This window comes from Aliivibrio salmonicida LFI1238, assembly GCF_000196495.1.
GTDB lineage: Bacteria > Pseudomonadota > Gammaproteobacteria > Enterobacterales > Vibrionaceae > Aliivibrio > Aliivibrio salmonicida.
In genome coordinates, this window is sequence record NC_011312.1 from 1,405,653 (window position 1) to 1,423,566 (window position 17,914).

At 37.1% G+C, this 17,914-nt stretch carries 15 protein-coding genes and 1 pseudogene; 11 read left to right on the plus strand and 5 right to left on the minus strand.

Annotated elements, in window-relative coordinates; all coding sequences use genetic code 11:
- Nucleotides 1-154 precede the first annotated feature (154 nt).
- The 7 genes from hinT (at nucleotide 155) to VSAL_RS07020 (ending at nucleotide 8,167) form a co-directional block, all read left to right on the plus strand.
- A complete protein-coding gene (gene hinT, locus VSAL_RS06990; protein ID WP_012550006.1) occupies nucleotides 155-505 on the plus strand; it encodes a purine nucleoside phosphoramidase in 351 nt (116 codons plus the stop codon).
- A 67-nt stretch (nucleotides 506-572) separates the two neighbouring features.
- Nucleotides 573-1,970, plus strand: coding sequence for a COG3014 family protein (locus tag VSAL_RS06995; RefSeq protein ID WP_012550007.1), 1,398 nt, complete (start codon nucleotides 573-575; stop codon nucleotides 1,968-1,970).
- On the plus strand, nucleotides 1,970-2,359 hold the full coding sequence (locus VSAL_RS07000; protein WP_012550008.1) for a YcfL family protein: 390 nt from the start codon (nucleotides 1,970-1,972) through the stop codon (nucleotides 2,357-2,359). Before VSAL_RS06995 ends, VSAL_RS07000 begins: the two co-directional genes overlap by 1 nt.
- A 46-nt stretch (nucleotides 2,360-2,405) precedes the next feature.
- Nucleotides 2,406-2,996, plus strand: a complete 591-nt coding sequence (lpoB, locus tag VSAL_RS07005; RefSeq protein ID WP_012550009.1) for a penicillin-binding protein activator LpoB — start codon at nucleotides 2,406-2,408, stop codon at nucleotides 2,994-2,996.
- Between the two features lie 214 nt (nucleotides 2,997-3,210).
- Nucleotides 3,211-6,786: a T6SS effector BTH_I2691 family protein gene (locus VSAL_RS07010; protein WP_012550010.1), complete on the plus strand. Its 3,576-nt coding sequence runs from the start codon at nucleotides 3,211-3,213 to the stop codon at nucleotides 6,784-6,786.
- Between the two features lie 2 nt (nucleotides 6,787-6,788).
- A complete protein-coding gene (locus VSAL_RS07015) occupies nucleotides 6,789-7,676 on the plus strand; it encodes a hypothetical protein (protein ID WP_012550011.1) in 888 nt (295 codons plus the stop codon).
- Between the two features lie 152 nt (nucleotides 7,677-7,828).
- Nucleotides 7,829-8,167, plus strand: coding sequence for a YggL 50S ribosome-binding family protein (locus tag VSAL_RS07020; RefSeq protein WP_012550012.1), 339 nt, complete (start codon nucleotides 7,829-7,831; stop codon nucleotides 8,165-8,167).
- An 83-nt stretch (nucleotides 8,168-8,250) separates the two neighbouring features.
- Here the strand turns inward: VSAL_RS07020 and VSAL_RS07025 are convergent, their stop codons facing one another.
- The 4 genes from VSAL_RS07025 to VSAL_RS07040 form a co-directional block, all read right to left on the minus strand.
- Nucleotides 8,251-8,994 (minus strand): class I SAM-dependent DNA methyltransferase, encoded by a 744-nt coding sequence (locus VSAL_RS07025; protein WP_012550013.1) that lies wholly within the window; start codon nucleotides 8,992-8,994, stop codon nucleotides 8,251-8,253.
- A 262-nt stretch (nucleotides 8,995-9,256) separates the two neighbouring features.
- Nucleotides 9,257-10,039 (minus strand): sulfite exporter TauE/SafE family protein, encoded by a 783-nt coding sequence (locus VSAL_RS07030; protein WP_012550014.1) that lies wholly within the window; start codon nucleotides 10,037-10,039, stop codon nucleotides 9,257-9,259.
- Nucleotides 10,040-10,049: 10 nt separating this feature from the next.
- A complete protein-coding gene (locus VSAL_RS07035) occupies nucleotides 10,050-10,946 on the minus strand; it encodes an NAD(P)-dependent oxidoreductase (RefSeq protein ID WP_012550015.1) in 897 nt (298 codons plus the stop codon).
- Nucleotides 10,947-10,955: 9 nt separating this feature from the next.
- Nucleotides 10,956-11,978 carry a TauD/TfdA family dioxygenase gene (locus VSAL_RS07040; protein WP_012550016.1) on the minus strand — a complete coding sequence of 341 codons (1,023 nt, stop codon included), beginning with the start codon at nucleotides 11,976-11,978 and terminating at the stop codon, nucleotides 10,956-10,958.
- Between the two features lie 160 nt (nucleotides 11,979-12,138).
- Here VSAL_RS07040 and VSAL_RS07045 point away from each other — a divergent pair, with 160 nt between their 5' ends.
- Both VSAL_RS07045 and VSAL_RS07050 read left to right on the plus strand, forming a co-directional pair.
- Nucleotides 12,139-13,479 (plus strand): aminotransferase-like domain-containing protein, encoded by a 1,341-nt coding sequence (locus tag VSAL_RS07045; protein ID WP_012550017.1) that lies wholly within the window; start codon nucleotides 12,139-12,141, stop codon nucleotides 13,477-13,479.
- Nucleotides 13,480-13,495: 16 nt separating this feature from the next.
- A complete protein-coding gene (locus tag VSAL_RS07050; RefSeq protein ID WP_012550018.1) occupies nucleotides 13,496-14,326 on the plus strand; it encodes a phosphotransferase in 831 nt (276 codons plus the stop codon).
- A 12-nt stretch (nucleotides 14,327-14,338) separates the two neighbouring features.
- Here the strand turns inward: VSAL_RS07050 and VSAL_RS22715 are convergent.
- Nucleotides 14,339-15,344, minus strand: a pseudogene (locus tag VSAL_RS22715) (IS630-like element ISVsa8 family transposase).
- Nucleotides 15,345-15,565: 221 nt separating this feature from the next.
- On the opposite strand from VSAL_RS22715, the gene ycfP reads away from it, so the two are divergent.
- Entirely contained in the window at nucleotides 15,566-16,117 is a 552-nt protein-coding gene (gene ycfP, locus VSAL_RS07065) for an alpha/beta hydrolase YcfP (protein WP_012550020.1), read from the plus strand.
- A 354-nt stretch (nucleotides 16,118-16,471) separates the two neighbouring features.
- The gene (locus VSAL_RS07070; protein ID WP_012550021.1) at nucleotides 16,472-17,761 is read left to right on the plus strand and encodes an NAD(P)/FAD-dependent oxidoreductase; all 1,290 of its coding nucleotides are present in this window, start codon (nucleotides 16,472-16,474) and stop codon (nucleotides 17,759-17,761) included.
- Nucleotides 17,762-17,914 lie beyond the last annotated feature (153 nt).

Consider the following 17,914-nt stretch of genomic DNA (forward strand, 5'->3'; position numbering starts at 1 on the left):
TAAAGAGAGATCACTCTCATTTATTTAATGGTTTTTTGTATGTAGAGGGTTAATTTGTAGTTAAGTTATCATTCAAGTGATTGTTTTCGAGAAATTTGTAACGCATACTAGAGAGAATTAGAGATAAAAAACTGTGTTTTATTGGAGATGAGTCATGGCTGAAGAAACTATTTTTAGCAAAATTATTCGTAAAGAAATTCCAGCAGATGTGGTGTATCAAGATGATTTGGTGACCGCATTTCGTGATATTAACCCTAGAGCGCCAAGTCATGTGTTGATCATTCCGAATAAACTCATCCCAACAACCAATGATCTTGAGCAAGAAGATGAGTTAGTGATGGGACGTTTGTTTACTGTGGCTAAGAAAATCGCTCAAGAAGAAGGCATCGCAAAAGAGGGCTACCGCTTAATCGTGAATTGTAACCCCCATGGTGGACAAGAGGTATACCACATTCACATGCACCTTGTGGGCGGGCGTCCATTAGGTCCGATGCTATTAAGTTAATAGACAATATTAAGGCTCCCATGATCGGAGCCTTACTTTTTTCTTACTACGAGTTTCTTTAATTTTGATGAAATCAGTCTTAAAAAAATCAGTTATCCTTTCTTTTACCTTGATATTGTCAGGGTGTGCCAACTTATCGGTTGGAAATCTGTTTAGTCATTATTCCGCTCAAACTCAAGATACGTATGAGTTAGTTAAGAATGGGGAAGCTAAGCTGGCTTATCAAGACGCAGCAGAGGATACCGGTGGGCCAATTCTAGATAATTTAGAGTTAGGTCGTATTGCGTTATTAAGTGAGCAATACGCTGAGAGTAAATCCGATTTTGAAATTGCAGAGCAAGCTGCTCGAGTACAAAGTGATGAAGCGACCATCACAGTTTCAGGCTCTGCGAACCAAGTTGGTTCTTTAGTGACTAACGATAACCTTATCGATTATAAACCAGCGGATTATGAACTGGGTTATTTGCATTTATACCTTTCGCTAAACTATTTAAAAAATAATGATCTAGAAGGGGCGTTGGTTGAAGTCAGAAAAGCTAACTACATCCAAGAACAAGCCAGAAAAGACCGAGAGAAAGAGTTGAAATCAGCCGAGAAAGAGGCGAAGAAAAAGGGTGTAAACGCAAATGTAGGTGCAATATTAGCGAATTATCCAGATGCAGGCAAAACACTTAAAGCCGTGCAAAATGGGTATTTGTTTTACTATTCTGGCTTATTATTTGAAACAAACCGAAATTTTAGTGACGCTTACATTGATTACAAGCGAGCGTTAGCGGTGGCACCAAATAATAAAACGGTGATTGAATCCGTTCAGCGGCTAGCTCGTCGATTGGGTATGAAAAATGATATCCAAACACTAGAAAAACAATACGGTGCCTATAAAGTACCAAATCGCACTGATAGTCGAGTAATTATCATCGATGAACAAGGTATTTTGCCACAGCTAGATGATTGGCGTTTAAGGTTGCCAATGTGGGATAGCCATGGCAACTTTGTTCAATATAACTTATCGCTGCCTTATTATAAGAAAATGCAGCGACAAACTTTCCCTCCATTACGAGTGAATGATAAAGCCTTGCCTTCCGATCAACTGGCTGATGTGACGTTAATGGCCGAAAATGATTTGAGTGAACGTATCCCAGCGATGGTGATCCGCCAGGCGCTACGTGTTGTTGCTAAAGATGAATTACGTAAAACATCGCGTAATACAAAGGAAGAAGAGTTAGCCAATGCGTTATTTACGATATTCAATTCATTAACCGAGCAACCAGACACTCGAAGTTGGCAAACACTGCCAGCAATCATCAGCGTAACAAATATGAGCGTTGAAGCAGGAAATAATACACTTGAGTATCAAGGTAATGAACTAAACTTTAGTGTAAAAGAAGGTCACACCGTGGTGGTTTGGGTATCTAGACAAGGAAATGCTGTCACCTGGTGGCATAAACAATTAGGAGAAATATAATGAAAAAATGGTTTATTGCATTGTTGCTACCGTTGGTACTTGCAGCATGTAGTTCTGGTCAAACATCAGGCATAAGTGTTGATAGTAGCACTCAGAAAGTTGTCTTTGGTGATAACGTATTGGGTGGCCGACTGTCTGTTGATCAGATCAGCACTCAAGATAATAACGGTTTAGTTCGCGGCATTGTTTCTCTAACGAGTAAATTCAGTGGCGATCAACAACTTCAATACCGTTTTTATTGGTATGACGATCAAGGCCTAGAAGTGAATGGTTCTGATTCACCATGGCGTACATTTATCGTTCGTGGTTTAGACACGATGAGCGTTCAAGGTGTTGCAATGAAACCAGAAGCGACGCAATTCCGTATTCAAATTCGTACATTAGAATAATCTTTCTTTATTGAAGATAGAAACCACTTATTTAGAGGAAAATAAAATGAAAAAAAGTGTTGTTGCATTATTAGGCTTAGCTGTACTACTTGGTGGTTGTTCTAATAAAGTAAGTTACGGTGATGCTCAAGCTGTTGAAACAACAACGGTTGACTTTGGCTCGACTGATTTGCAAAAAATTGCCGGTGAAATGACAGAAAGCATGCTTTCATCTGGCTCTGTAGCACAAATCACTCAAGGTAATCGTCCAATTGTTTTTGTTGAAAGCATTAAAAACAAAACAAGCGAGCACATTGATACAGAATCAGTAACTGACTCAATCAGTACTAAATTGCTTAACTCTGGTAAATTCCGTTTTGTTGATATGGATCGTGTAGAAGCGGTTCGTACGCAACTGAATTTTCAAAATACGGATGAGCTAGTAAATCAAAATACTGCGATTCAATTCGGTAAAATGGTTGGTGCTCAATACATGCTTTACGGTAACCTTTCTAGCATCGTGAAAAATGCAGGTAGCGATAAAGACGTATATTACAAAATGACAATGCGTTTAATGGATTTAGAAACAGGTCTGATCGAATGGGCTGATGAAACTGAAATCCGTAAGCAACAAGAGAAAAGCCTATTAGGTTGGTAATTACCACCCAATAGCTAACTTGAGTTTGTAATAAATGCCAGAGCGGGTAACTGCTCTGGCATTTTTGTATGAGAAATAAAAACAATAAGTTGGTTAAAATCACAAGTTGTTGTCTTTTTGAAAATTACGCATTATGTAAAGTGTTGATTTTAAGTGATTTAATTGTGGCTTTATTTTTGCTTATGTAGATGTTTGGTTATCAAAGGATCTGTCCATGAGTCACAATTACCCATTTCAACCTAAAAATTCTATGTGCTGGAACACTGAAGAATTCTCTTATGAAGAGGCCGCTCAAGCTTTCGATAAGGATGGTAATTTACTCTCTTTGAAAACCATGTCGACAGCACCCGCTGATGATACGAATGGCTTACCTAATGAAAAAAGCATGTATTGGACAGGAGAAACGAATAAAACAGACGTCGTTTCTAATGAACCTGAAGTGGTTGATTTCACCTCTAAAGAGGAGGCATCAAATGCTGATGCTCATTTTGTACCGGTTCGTTATGCCATAGATCAACAACGTAATAGCGATGGGTCGATTACTCCATTTGGTTTGCCTGAAGGATGGAATGGCAATGGTTTGGCGGCAAGGCGATTAACCTCTAATCAATACACACTTCGTCAGTTAAGGGATGGTTGGTTATACGTTTATAACTATGAACAAAAAACCATTGATGAATATCAAGTCGAAGGGACTCAATTCACTCATTTTAAATTAAGTGATAGTGAAGACCCAAGCAACAAAGAAAGAGGTCAAAAGCAAGCGTCTACGGGCTTTTTAAGCTATCCCAACAACAGTGTGCTGTCATTACTCTATTCTAAGCACCGTTGGAGTTGGATCATGTTTCAAGACGTACTTGAAAATATTGGTCGCTACTCAAGTTATATGCAAACGGTGGTATTAAGCCGAGACGGTTGTCCTGCGCATGTGGGAGACATTGAATTGTTGTCTAAAGTTGCTGATATCGAAGAATCGGCGGTTGATGATGGTCGTTTTTCTGCGAGTTATGTTGGCACTTCTGATTCGCAAGATGGTGAGCATGGGCACTCTGAAATAAAGCCAGTCGCTTTTGTGTCTGATTTCATTCCAGAGATACCAGAAGAAGAGGTGGCTTACGTTGTTGCCGTTAATGACCACTTGGTTGATTGTCGTGATCTTGCTACGCAGTTTGTTGGGGCTGCCACACCATATCGTTTCTTTGATGAAAATTTCTCTAATCAATGGACATTAATGCAGACGGCAATGCAAATGACATTGTTCGGGTCTATGGATGATATTAAATTTCCACCTTCAGTCACAAGAAACAATAAGGAGCTTGAATTTTACCTTGATATGTCTCGTTTCTATGATGCAGGAGAGAAAACAAGTAACGCCTATAAATCACAAAGTCCATCAAGTGATGCAATCGCTCGCGTTTATAAGGGCGAACAGTCAGAAATAGCTAAATCCATCCAATCAAAATACAGCATTCCTGCGAGTCATTTAAATAAATACGAAAACTGGTTAGCTCAAAGTAAATGGCGTAAACAGCTTGATTGGGAGGCGATGCTAACAGAAATGGATGAACTTCAAAAAGAAAGGGATGAGTTAGAAAAAGAGGCTTTTGAGGCTAAAAAAGATTTTAAACATTTTCTTAACGCATTCACTCCTTTTATGATCGAACGACAATGTGATCTGTGGGGAGAAGAAACCCAGACAGAACTCCAAGACGCCAATTTGCATTTTATAGAAGCATTTACATTTTTAGCCTCCGTAGAAGATAAAGATTGGCTAACCGCACAATGTGAAAAACCAACCAGTATTATTCCATTATATACCGCAGGTTTTAGTCATACGTTATTTAAGAAATTAGAAGAGTTACTCCCTAAGCATGATGATAATGATGGGGCAAATAAATCAAATCATGAATCGATAATTGAGGATGTAGACACACCACAAACAATTCAAGATGGGTTTTATATCGAAGTCGCCGGTTTGAGTAATACCACAATGATGTACAGTAAAATTGTGGATTTTATGGCGCACGCAAGTGTAAGTGAAACGGAAATTTTTAAAAAGCTTGGGGAAACGATTCAACAATTGAATCACGTTCTTATCGCTGCTTCTGGTGGATTAATTCAATATATAGCTAAATTAGGCGTTAGCCCTATCGCGCAAGCCTCTGTTTTACTTTTACCTGCTATGCCTACTGGGTATGCATCACGAACAACCTCTCTTTATCGAATTACGTTTGCTGAGAAATTAGCGCATAAAATAGGCATCAATGTTGCAGAAGGCTTTGCACAAAATTTCGATAAGTGGCAGAAGAGAATGGCTCAGGTTGATGTCGATATAAAGACTTCAACGACAATAGTGGAAAATAAATCGATATCAGTAAAACAAAAGCAAGCGGCGTTAAAAGAAATGACTCGCCTACAAAAAGTTAAAGCGGCTAATGTTGTTGGTTTTCCTCAACGTTTTGAATGGCCATCAGATATTAAAGGTGCTATTCACAGTATGAGTGAAGAGCGCTTAAAAGGCGTTGCGGTAAGTGCTAAAAATCATTTTGCTGATGTCGGTGGTTTAGGTTTCCTTGTTTTGGTATTTAATCTAATTAGCTTGAATGATTCTTTGAGAACGATAAGGCAAGATGGCCTAGCCACGGCAGATAATTATGCTGAAATAGGACAAAAAATCGCTTATACAGCATCTGCATGGGCGGGTATTAGAACTGGAACTGCATGGGCTAAGATTCAAGGAAACCCAGAACTACTAAAGTCTACCGTTAGCGCTATAGAGAAAGCAAGGTTAGAAGGAGTTGATGATTGGTTAACTAAATTACCATTGAAAGATATTAAAATATTTACACGATGGTTAGGTGTGACCGCTGTATTAGGAACGATAGCATCTGTTACTGAACTGTTAAGGGAAGCCGATAAATTAGAGGATATGTATGGCATAGAAAAAACGATGCAGTATGGCAAAGTTTACTCATTAGGCGGATTATCAACTATTGGTGCTTTTCAGGCTATTGGTGCTATTTCTGGAAGGTTTGCTATTGGAGTAATGTTTGGCCCTGGAGTCATGGCTGCCTTACTAGTACTCACTATTTTTTATATCGCATTTGGGTATCAATTGGATAAATTCAAACAAGATGAATACCAAAAATGGTTGGCATTACTCCCATGGGGAACGAACCCTAAGCGGGTTAAATGGAGTGAATCAAAAGATGTTTCTCTACGTTTAGAAGAGAATACCAATATATTGAATACGGCATTGAATGATTTAAAACGTATACAGTTACAACCTGTTATCTACCAAGAACCGCAATTGACGTATGTTAAATCGGAGCAGAGTTACCCTGCAGCCGTTGCACTATGCCATGCGATTGATGTGAGGTTTTCGGTACCTCGTGGGATGGGAAGTCAATCATTGCGCATTACCACTAATAGCAATGCAAGCATGGAAGAGTTGGAAAGTGGTGAATGGCTATCTAATGTTGATTTAGTGACATTAGAAAAAATTCAAATAGATAATAAAAAACCAATACTGAGTGAACAACGTGATGTTTATCAAGTCACTTTACCAATAAGCAGTGAGATGAATTATCTTGCCGTTCAAATTGATTATTTGATGTTAAGTCAAAATAGTGAAGAAGAGATCCAATACAGCTATCAATTCCAGTATGCTGTAACGCAAAAAGCCGTCTATACCGCGATTAGTGATAGTGAGAAATTGAATAAATGGGGAACTCAATCGCTAAATAAATCGGCAGATATTGTCATCGATCATACAAAATTAGAGGATTAAGGATGTCGTATCTTCCTTTTTACATTACACCTGAAGAGTTTGAACAAGAGTGCTTTAAGAATAAAGAAAAAATTGAACATTCTGTAGGTTCAATGCAGTGGATAGCTAAAAATATTGAACATAAAAACCGCTATGACCGTAAGTTGTTTTGGTTAGGTTGCGTTGCTTTTAGTATATTACTTATCGCTTTTGTTACTGGGTTTGATATTGAAGTATGGACTCTTGAAAACGAGTTAGGGTATGGCTTTATCCCGATACTTATAATAATAAATTATATATATTATTTCGTATTTGCATTAGATGACAGCTATGAATATTCTTTTTCTAGCGAAGGATTCTCTTATTCAAAACAACTCGATCAACCAAAAATCATTAATTCTATAGCTCAAAAAGTCGCTTATGTCGCTTGTGCGTTCTGTGTCTTTGCCGTTATTTTTATTGGCCCGATGGCATTAGCTGGTGCAGGTGGATCATTATTACTTGCATTTGGAATGACTAAGAAACAAACCGTGTATGTTGATCATCGTTTTTCTTCAACTGAGCAGTTTCTTTATGCGCAATTTAACCGTAAAAGAAACGTAATGGCACTATATCATCGATTTGATATATGTTATTACTGCGATACAACACATACGATGATTTCAAGAAATCAAACTCGTTCACGAAGTTATGTGTTTTTTAATTCAGATGACGATATGGCCAAAGTACTCGATCTTTTAAAACAAAATACAAATATCAAAATTGAGGAAATTACCGATATTAAAGGTTTTTTTGATTTTGATTATTATCCAAAGTTTGTCTTAGATATAGACGTTATCGGTGAGCAATATTCTGTTGATGAAGCAACAAGTCGAAGAGGTGAACCTGCACCGGTTATGAGTGACAGCTAATTCACTTTTTGTTATTTAATCGTTGAATGCCAGAGTAGGTAACTGCTCTGGCATTTTTGTATTTGAATTTCTTGATTTCTTTCAATCAAAGCTTGGGAAAAGTGATGGAAAGGAGTATAAATAGAGGTAGATAAATCAAAGAGAGAAATGCCATGAAAGTTAAAAAGTTAGAAAACAAAAATCGTCGTATTCGTAAGAAACTTTACTTAGGTGAGTTTGCGATTCTTGGTTTTGAACTAAGCTGTAAGACTGAGTTTAAAGACTTTGATCAGTATGATGTATTCGTCGATGAATTTATTGATTACATCAACAGCATTGATTTATGTTTTTGTGGTGGTGGCCTTGAGTTATTTGAAGGTTTTGTTTGTTCAACTGAGCGTTATGACTCAGCAACGGCTGAACAACAACTATTAGTTGCTAACTGGTTGGACAGTCGTCCTGAAGTTAGTAAAGTTGAGATCAGTGAACTGGTTGATACAAACTACTTATAAGCCTTTATTTCTGTATTTAGGTTTAATAAAAATCCGCCTTAGATAGGCGGATTTTTTATGTTCTAAATATAGTTATTGCGTTGCTACTTTTTGATACAGACGACAATGGAATTGCCTGACGATGTCTCAAGAGGCGTTATCTTTTCGTAATCATGCTCAAACAAGTGAACCTCAAAGTACGGTTCTAACAGCGCTTGCAGTTGTTCAAAATCTACGGCGACCATTGGGTGTTTATCATCCCAAATTTCGGTTACGCCATCTGTTGTTTTCTCGATCTTCAACAATAAATGCTGCCCATCCCCTTGGCCACTGTAATTCCAACCTGATTGAAACGTAAACTGGCTGCCTTCATGTTCTGCTGGGTGCTTTACAAATGAGCGATTATCAATCTTATTTCTTGCTACCGAGTTAAAGCAGAATACGCCATCTGTTTTTAATGCCGCATGAACACTTTCAATGCATTCTGCTAACTTTTCAATATTTGCATTGTAATGAATTGAATAAAGAAAACAGGTGATTAAGTCTAAAGGTTTATCAACAGTAAAGTTACTCATGTCATGCAAAATAAATTCAGCATCAGGGTTACGCAGCTTTGCAAGATCAAGCATCGGTTGATTAATGTCTAAGCCTTTTGCTTGATAACCATAGTTAATAAAGTGTTTAACGTGTGGTCCTGTCCCACAAGCTAAATCAAGGTAGTTTCTTCCTTGATTACCGAAAATCTGATGAATTCGGCGTACATAATTACTTTGCTCATGATAATCGATGTCTGCACACATTAAATCGTAGTAACCAGACAGATCAGTATATAAAGCGTTAGAGGACATTTGTACTTATCCATAACAATACCAATCTCTTTTAAGTGTTTAATTAACTGCTTATTTTGAGAGGTATAAAAGAAGTGCGTTAGATAAGTAACTTTGTAAGAACTTATCCAGAAGAGGCTCATTGCGCGCGGATAGTAATTCAAAAAAGGAAATAAGAATACTAAAATCTTATGGTGGGGGTCATTTGTACTTTTTGGTATTTTAGTAAAGATAAAAATGAAGAAGTGAAGCCAGAATCAAAAGGAAGATCCTGGCTGAGTTTTTAAAGGACAATGAATTTGTAAGCTAAGGAACCCATCAACAAAGTGAGTGATAAGGTTAATGTTCTCTTTACTAGATTAGGTCCATATTTGAGAGCTGATGAGCTTCCTATATGATTTCCTAATAGATTCATGATAACTAAAGGTATTGCTAATAAGTACAGAACATGGCCAGATAATGTAAATGCAATTAAAGCGCCTATGTTTGATGCAAAGTTAAACAGTTTCGATGTAGCAGATGCAGATACAAGATCAAAGCGAAGTAAATAGTGTAAAGCTAGGATAAGAAAGCTACCAGTTCCTGGTCCAAAAAATCCATCATAAAAACCAATTACAAAAACAGCAGTAGGGACACCAAAAAGAATAATTTTAGGGTTAATGTCACTTTGGTTAACTTCTTTGGCTTTTTTAGGTATAAAAGATAGAACAATACCGATAGGTAGCATGCCCATAATTATTTTGCCTATCGTATCTGGATCAAAATACAAGATGGCTTCTGCGCCAATGTATGCGCCTAATAATCCTGCGGGGATCCCTGTTGTTACTGCTGCCCATACCACTTTTTTGTTTCGAATAAAATTACGAATAGCAGCGATAGTCCCTAATGTACTGACTATTTTTTCTTGACCTAAAGCGACTTGAGGTGGAAGTCCAGCAAGAATAAAAGAGGGCACTAAGATCAAACCTCCTCCGCCTGCAACACTGTCAATGAATCCAGCTGCAAATGCAGATAACATTAACGCGATTAAAATCCATAGTGTGATGTCATTACTTATCCATTCCATTATTGCCTCCTTAAATTGCTAATTCATTTGTAATAGGTTGATCATAACTTTTAATCAAAATTGAGGTATCCATACGACCAAGATTGAGATCTTGTAAGATCGCGTATGACCTATCAATCTCTTGTGTCATAGGTAGAGATAAATTGTGTTGCTTAGCTTCATTTAAGCAAATAGAGAGATCTTTTCTCATCCAATCAATAGCAAAGCCGAAATCAAATTTACGCTCAGCCATAGTCACTGCTCGGTTTTCCATTTGCCATGAGCCAGCAGCACCGTGCTTAAGTACGTTAACTACTTGTTCAATATCAAGATTTGATTTTTCTGCTAAAAGTAGAGCTTCGCTTAGTCCTTTTAATACACCAGCGATACAAATCTGATTAACCATTTTGCATCGTTGTCCTTGCCCATTATCTCCTAATAGTGTTGCTTGTTTTGCATAGCAATCTATTGTAGTAACAATTTGGTCGAAGGTTTCTTTTGCTCCGCCGCACATAATAGTAAGTGTTCCATTTTCTGCACCAGCTTGCCCCCCAGAAACAGGAGCATCAATAAAGTTGATCTTTTTTTGTTTGCACTGTTGCGCAAGCTCTATCGCTAAGTCAGCTGAAACTGTTGTATGATCAACAAGAATGGCATTTTCTTTCATTCCTTCCAGTACGCCTTCTGGCCCATAAACAACGCTTCGGACATCATCGTCATTTCCTACGCAAATAAATACAATGTCACAGTTCTTAGCTGCTTCAGCAGGGCTTGAAGCTAAAAAACCTTGGTATTCAGTACACCATTGAAGGGCTTTATCTAAAGAACGGTTATAAACAGTTGTCTCTAGTCCTGAGTGTTGTAAGTGCCCAGCCATTGGGTATCCCATTACACCTAATCCAATAAATGCTACTTTTTGTGCTTCCATTCTATGCTCCTAGTCTTGTGCAATATGTTTATTTTCTTCATTAATAGGGATAATTCGTTCTAATGAGCTCATGCCGAATAAGCGAATTAACCAGCGATCTGTTCCGTCATCTCGTGGTGAAAATCCTTCTCTGCTATGCATTAAGCGTTGATTTTTTATGATTAAGAAATCGCCAGGTTGATAAGTAATGGCATTATTTAACTCTGTATTTTTGAGTTGTGCTTCCCACATAACAAGAGCGGCTGCAGCTTCTGTTGTGAGTGGTGTTGTATTTTCTTTGTCGTAACGGCAGTAGGCCACTCCATCATTATCAAAGCTGATAAGTGGGAGAATTGTTTTAACAGATTGTTTAAATGAATCCGGTCTTGAAATTTCAAAGTGAGGTTTACTCAACTGTTCAATAACTCCGTTACTTAATTGATTAAGTACGTCATCAACGAGTATGAAATTAGATTTAACTTTTAGATCTGAGCGTAGTGACATTAGAGATAGGAACTCTGGACAGCCACTTTTATCTGTTATTTTTTCATTAGTAAGGGGAAGATCAGGATTATCGACATGATGACCAAAAGTATGTTTTGAACCGTGTGAGGATTTATCATTTCGCCCTTTTAGTGATGGAACGACATGTCTAAATAGCAGTCCATCGTTTTCACTTTGATATGAAGTTGGTTCAATTTTAGCTAATTGATATATGCCAATGTTAATGGCGCTGATGATGGGTAATTTACTTGGTGAAACATAGCCATTATATGGTGTTTTACAAAGGTTTTGATCAATAGGTAAGCCTCTAATAATTAATGCCTGTTGATCTTTATTTTCTTTGAAATTAGAAATTTTATAATTAAGTTCTTTTATTAAACAATGCTTTATTGTAGTTCCGAACCAATGACTAGTTCTTAGCCATGATTTGTCATCTCCTAATCTCAAGTGAGAAAATGCGCTGCTTAATTTCCTTGCTGAATCGTAAGGAATATGAATTTCTATTATTTTTAGCAGCTCTTGGCTGCTTTCTTTTTTTAAATTGAACACTTTCCGTATGTCCTATATGTTAATTACCAACTGAGAGTTGACTATAAAACAACCTAGTGACATATGTCAATTAAATTGTATTAAAGTATTTCATTCATAATCTGCTAGTAATAAACTAGGTCATAATGTTGTCATATTTGGATTTAGTGCCGGTGAGTAGATGAGTGAAAATAAATTTAAGCAAATAGCGGAGACTATTGAGTCACGAATTATTGACGGTATATATCCCCCAAACTTTAAACTGCCTCCTCATAGAGAGCTAGCTAATGAGTTATCGACAACACCTGCTACTATCGCGAAAGCTTATAAATTGCTTGCTGATAAAAAGAGAGTTGAACCATTTGTAGGCAGAGGAACCTTTGTATGTGGTGAGTCACGTTTAGATCAAGTGATTCAATCTTCTGAAGACAACGGAGACTATAATTTTTCAATATTACAACCTTGCTTGAGCCATAATGTTCAACCGTTAAAAGAAGCATTAGAGAAAGCAGCTAGTCAATTAACCTCAGATCTCATTGGATATACGGAGCACTCAGGGCATGAAACTCACCGTTTAGCAGGTGTGAATTGGGCGAAAGAATATGGTTTAGTTGGTGGTAATGCCAATAACACTTTACTGACAAATGGCGCACAACATGCTCTTTCTTTATTGATTGAGGTATTGACTAAGCCCGGTGATACCATTGCTATTGAAGCGTTGGTTTATCCCGGAATTATTGCTATTGCGAGTTTGCTTGGTAGGCAAATCGTGGGTGTAGCGCTTGATGACAAAGGGATGTCCCCAACAGATTTAACTAGAGTTATTAAACAGCATAAACCTAAATTAGTCATCGTTATTCCTAGCTTTCAAAATCCAACTGGTATAACGATGCCCACAGCTCGTCGTAAAGAAATTGCAGACGTCATTATTAAGAATAATATTTATCTAATTGAAGATGATATTTATGGTTTTTTGAATGAAAAAGTTATTCCTGCTATTTGTAATTGGTTACCGGAACAAGGCTTTCATATTACAAGTTTATCTAAAGCAATAAGCCCTGCAATTCGATGTGGTTTTGTTAAGGTTCCTGATATACATATTTCAAATGTTGGTGCTCAAATTCGAGCCAGTATTTGGCTATCTTCTCCAATTAATTACATTGCTGCGAGTGATATGATTGAAACAGGAGTCGCTTATCAACTAGCAAACTATCAACGTGAGATAGCTTTACGCCGACAAGAGATGGTATATGAGGTTTTTGGCAATAGTTATTTAAAAACAGATGGTTATCATGTTTGGTTGCCGCTTATGGCGCATTGGCAACAAGATCAATTTGTTTTAGAGGCAAAAAATCGAGGATTAATTGTAAGTAGTGGTGGCTATTTTAATGCTACAGATACGCACTTGAACCATGTTCGTTTATCTTTAATGTCAATTAATTCAGATGAGAAATTTAAAAAGGGTTTAAAAGCATTATTTGAACTTCTAAATTCAAACAATAAAACCATGTTTCCATTTTAAAGAGGCTAGGATACCTATGAGTTTAAATACGCTAAAATTAGATCTTATTCATGTTGAGCCACTCACGGGGGGATTAACTAATGCCTGTTTAAAAGTAGAAGCGAAAGAGGGGACTTTTGTTTGGCGTCCTGTTTCAGAGCAAGCGAAGTTACTTGGTGCTGATCGATATAAAGAACGTGACATTTTAACAGCGTTACATGCAGTCCCTTCTACCCCAAGAGTACATGACTCAAATGAACATGGTTTGTTAGTTGAATGGTTTGATGGGGAAGTGATTGCCCTTGATAAAGCTCAAGGTGTTGCGATCGAACTATTAGTCTCCGTCCACCAACTAATAATAGATGACTTCACTGATGATATTAAAAATGATGTGATGAGTTTGAAATCACGCATTTTGGATTACTGGTCATCATTAGAAACAGAAAATAAAACAAGTGAAATGCAAACTTACGTTGACTATTTTTCTACAAAAGAAGAACAGGCTTTGTTTACTCCCTGTTTATGTCATTATGATATTGGGGCTTATAATATAATTGTAAAGGAAGAAGGCTATGGTTTAATTGATTGGGAGTACGCTTCTATCGGCGATCCGAGTCAAGATTTAACAACGATGATTATTGCTAATCAGTTTGATGCTGATGAGGTTATTTCTGATTATTGTCAGCAGCGTAACGTTGACATCGAACCTTGGCAAAAAGCGGTGACATATTGGACACCTTGGGTGTGCTTTATGGGGGCGCTATGGTTCACGCTAGGCCATCAATTACTTAAAGATCACTGTTATCAAGAGTTGGCTGAGCGAGAAATGAACAAGCTAAAGAAATTCTTACCTTTAATTGAGAAATAAATAAGTAAGTAGTCACGCAAAAGTTATTGTGAATTTTTCGCCGTAATAATTTAATATGTTTTTGATGTTAATACTGAGGTCTTCAAACGTTTTGAACGCTTCACATGGTAACCATTCATATTTTACTTTCTTCCACAATATCTCAATGATATTGAGCTCTGGAGAGTACGGTGGTAGATAACAAACTAATACATCATTCATCAACCACTCATGCAATTTTTGTTTAAATTTTGCTGACCTATGAAAAGAGGCATTATCTAAGATAATAAAGCATGGCTTATCGTTTTTTCGTGCGTTGATAAAGTGCTCAAATGCATCAATTACTGTATCGGTAGTTACTCTTCCTTCCGTTGTTTGAAAACTCAATTTACCTTGTCTACTTAAGAAGCCAAGAACATTGAGCCGTTTGCTGTGTGATGAGCAGGCCTTAGCGATTGAACACCGATAGGTCCCCAACAATAAGGAAGATTAGATTTCTGACTAAAGCCTGACTCATCAAAATAAAAGAGTTCACATTTATTCGTACGTTCCATTTCAATCAATGAATTCAATATATTACTGAAATTATTGAATTTCATATCGTCACGCTTTAACTTTAATGAGTGTCGGGCTCTTTTGTAACTGTAATCACTTTTTTTATATTTCGTTTAATAGTGTCTAAGCTGGATTTTTTACCTGTTTCTTCTTCAAGTATTGCTTGTGCTCGTTTAAGTTGATGTGGCTCTTCATCAACCAATGACTTCAAACGATATACTTCTGCTTCTGTGTAAATAGGTTTTCTACCTATACGAACAGCGTCATACAATCCGAGCATTCCACAGGCTTCCCAATGGTCTATCCATGACGATATGGTCTCAAATTTAGCGTCTAAAATATCAGTTAACGCTAAAATAGAGTAGCCTTTATCACTGAGAATAATCGCATGTGCTCGTATTCTTACTCTATTTTTTGGATGATTAGCGATCGCTTCTTTTAGGGTTATTTTTTCATTGTCTGTTAAAGGATTAACTGCTTTCATTATGATATAGACACTGACGTTAAAATACTCATTTTAATACCATATGGATATATGGTAAAGGCGAAATCTTCATTCTCGAAAACTTATCATTAACTACTTAATAATCTAAGGTAGATCACTGTTCTCATTATTGCTCAAGCTAAGGGCTTTAAAACCTTATTTTTCATGGTAGATTAAATTTACTATATGGAAAGTTCTTATTCAAGAAACAGGGGGAATACATGATTATTTATCTTCACGGCTTCGACTCAACCAGCCCAGGTAATCATGAAAAAGTGATGCAGCTTCAATTCATTGATGAAGATGTACGTTTTATTAATTACAGCACTCTGCATCCTAAACATGATATGCAGCACTTATTGAAAGAAGTGTCTAAAGTGATAGAGCAAGCGGGTGATCCAAACCCAATTATTTGCGGTGTCGGCCTCGGTGGGTTCTGGGCGGAGCGTATTGGTTTCTTATGTGGTATTCGCCAAGTGATGTTTAATCCTAATTTGCATCCTGAAGTGAACATGGAAGGGCGAATTGATCGACCTGAAGAATACGCTGATATTGCAACTAAGTGCATTGAGAAGTTCCGTCAAAAGAATAAAGAGCATTGCTTATGTATTTTATCAAGAAGTGATGAAATCAGAGATAATGCTGAAACGGCGGCAGAACTTGAACCTTACTACCAAGTGATTTGGGATGAAAGTGAGGGGCATAAATTTAAAAAAATCTCACAACATCTCCAAGCGATGAAAGTATTTAAAGACGAAGAAACATTGATTTAAAGACAAAAACTTATTTTAGTAACATAATCAAAACCTCACTATTTCGTGGGGTTTTTTGATCTAAACCAAAGAAACTCATTTCTGTTACAAAAACTTTCAATTTAGTCATTTATTTTACACCTCAAAAAAAATCTTCTCCATAACATCTATATCTGCTTGATAACATCAGAAATAGAAAGATATAATGAAAAATAGAACGATAAGAAGCATAAATTGCTCTAAGTTAGTGTGACGTGAACGCCGTTTCCTCAAGACTCTCTTTTACTATATGTAATAAAACATGTTGAGAGCATCAATTTTTTAATCTGAGTATTCGGGTTAATACACTTTTTTATTTTTTAGAGGAAGATTGCAATGACTAAGATTGTTATTGTTGGTGGTGGAGCTGGTGGTTTAGAGCTTGCTACTAAGTTTGGTCGTACACTGGGTCGCAAAGGCCGTGCTGAAGTGACGTTGGTTGATCGTAAAACGAGCCATTTATGGAAACCATTACTGCATGAAGTAGCTACAGGGTCTTTGGATGAAGGTGTTGATGCAATCAGTTACCGTGCACATGCTAAAAACCATTCATTTGATTTTCAAATGGGCAGCTTGTGCGATATTGACCGTGAGAAAAAACAAATCAAGTTAGCTGTCATTAAAGATGAGCATGGTGAAGTTATTGTTCCTGTTCGTCATATTGATTATGATTTCTTGATCCTTGCTATTGGTTCAACATCAAATGATTTTAATACACCGGGCGTTCGCGATAATTGTATTTTCTTAGACAGTCCTGAACAAGCGAATCGTTTCCGTACTGAAATGAATAATCAATTCTTGAAGTTACATTCGCATCCAACACAAAAAACGGTAGATATTGCGATCGTTGGCGCGGGTGCGACAGGTGTTGAGCTTTCTGCTGAATTGCATAATGCGGTTAAAGAACTTCGTTCTTACGGATTTGGTGATTTAGATTCAAGTAAATTGAATGTAAGCCTAGTGGAAGCGGGTGAACGTATTCTTCCTGCTCTTCCTCCTCGTATTTCGGCTTCTGCACACAGTGAATTAACGAAACTTGGTGTGAATGTACGTACGGCAACGATGGTAACAAAAGCCGATTCAGAAGGTTTACATACTAAAGATGGTGACGTTATTCCTGCACAAATCATGGTATGGGCTGCGGGTATTAAAGCGCCTGATTTCATGAAAGACATCGCAGGTCTTGAAACGAATCGAATCAATCAACTTGTTGTTAAACCAACATTACAAACAACACGTGATGATTGTATTTTTGTTATTGGTGACTTGGCATCATGCCAACAAGCGGACGGTAGTTTTGTTCCACCTCGTGCTCAATCTGCTCATCAAATGGCAAGCCATGCGTTTAAGAATATCGTCGCTAAGATGACTGATCGTGAAATGAAACCATACGTTTATAAAGATCATGGTTCTTTAGTGTCATTAAGCAACTTCTCAACGGTTGGTAGCTTAATGGGTAACCTAACTAAAGGCTCAATGATGATTGAAGGTCGTATTGCTCGTATTGTGTATATTTCACTTTATCGCATGCATCAAGTTGCCTTACATGGTGTCTTTAAAACAGCACTGATCGTGCTTGTTGGTCGTATTAATCGAGTATTACGTCCAAACCTAAAACTTCACTAATTCGGTCGTTTTAAAAATAAATGAGTAAAAAGGCAGAAGTACTTTGGTATTTCTGCTTTTTTTTATGATTGAGTAACAAAAAATGTGCGCTAACTCACCATAAATCATCTATAATGCGCGGCTAAATTATATATCACTGAATAGATAGACTGT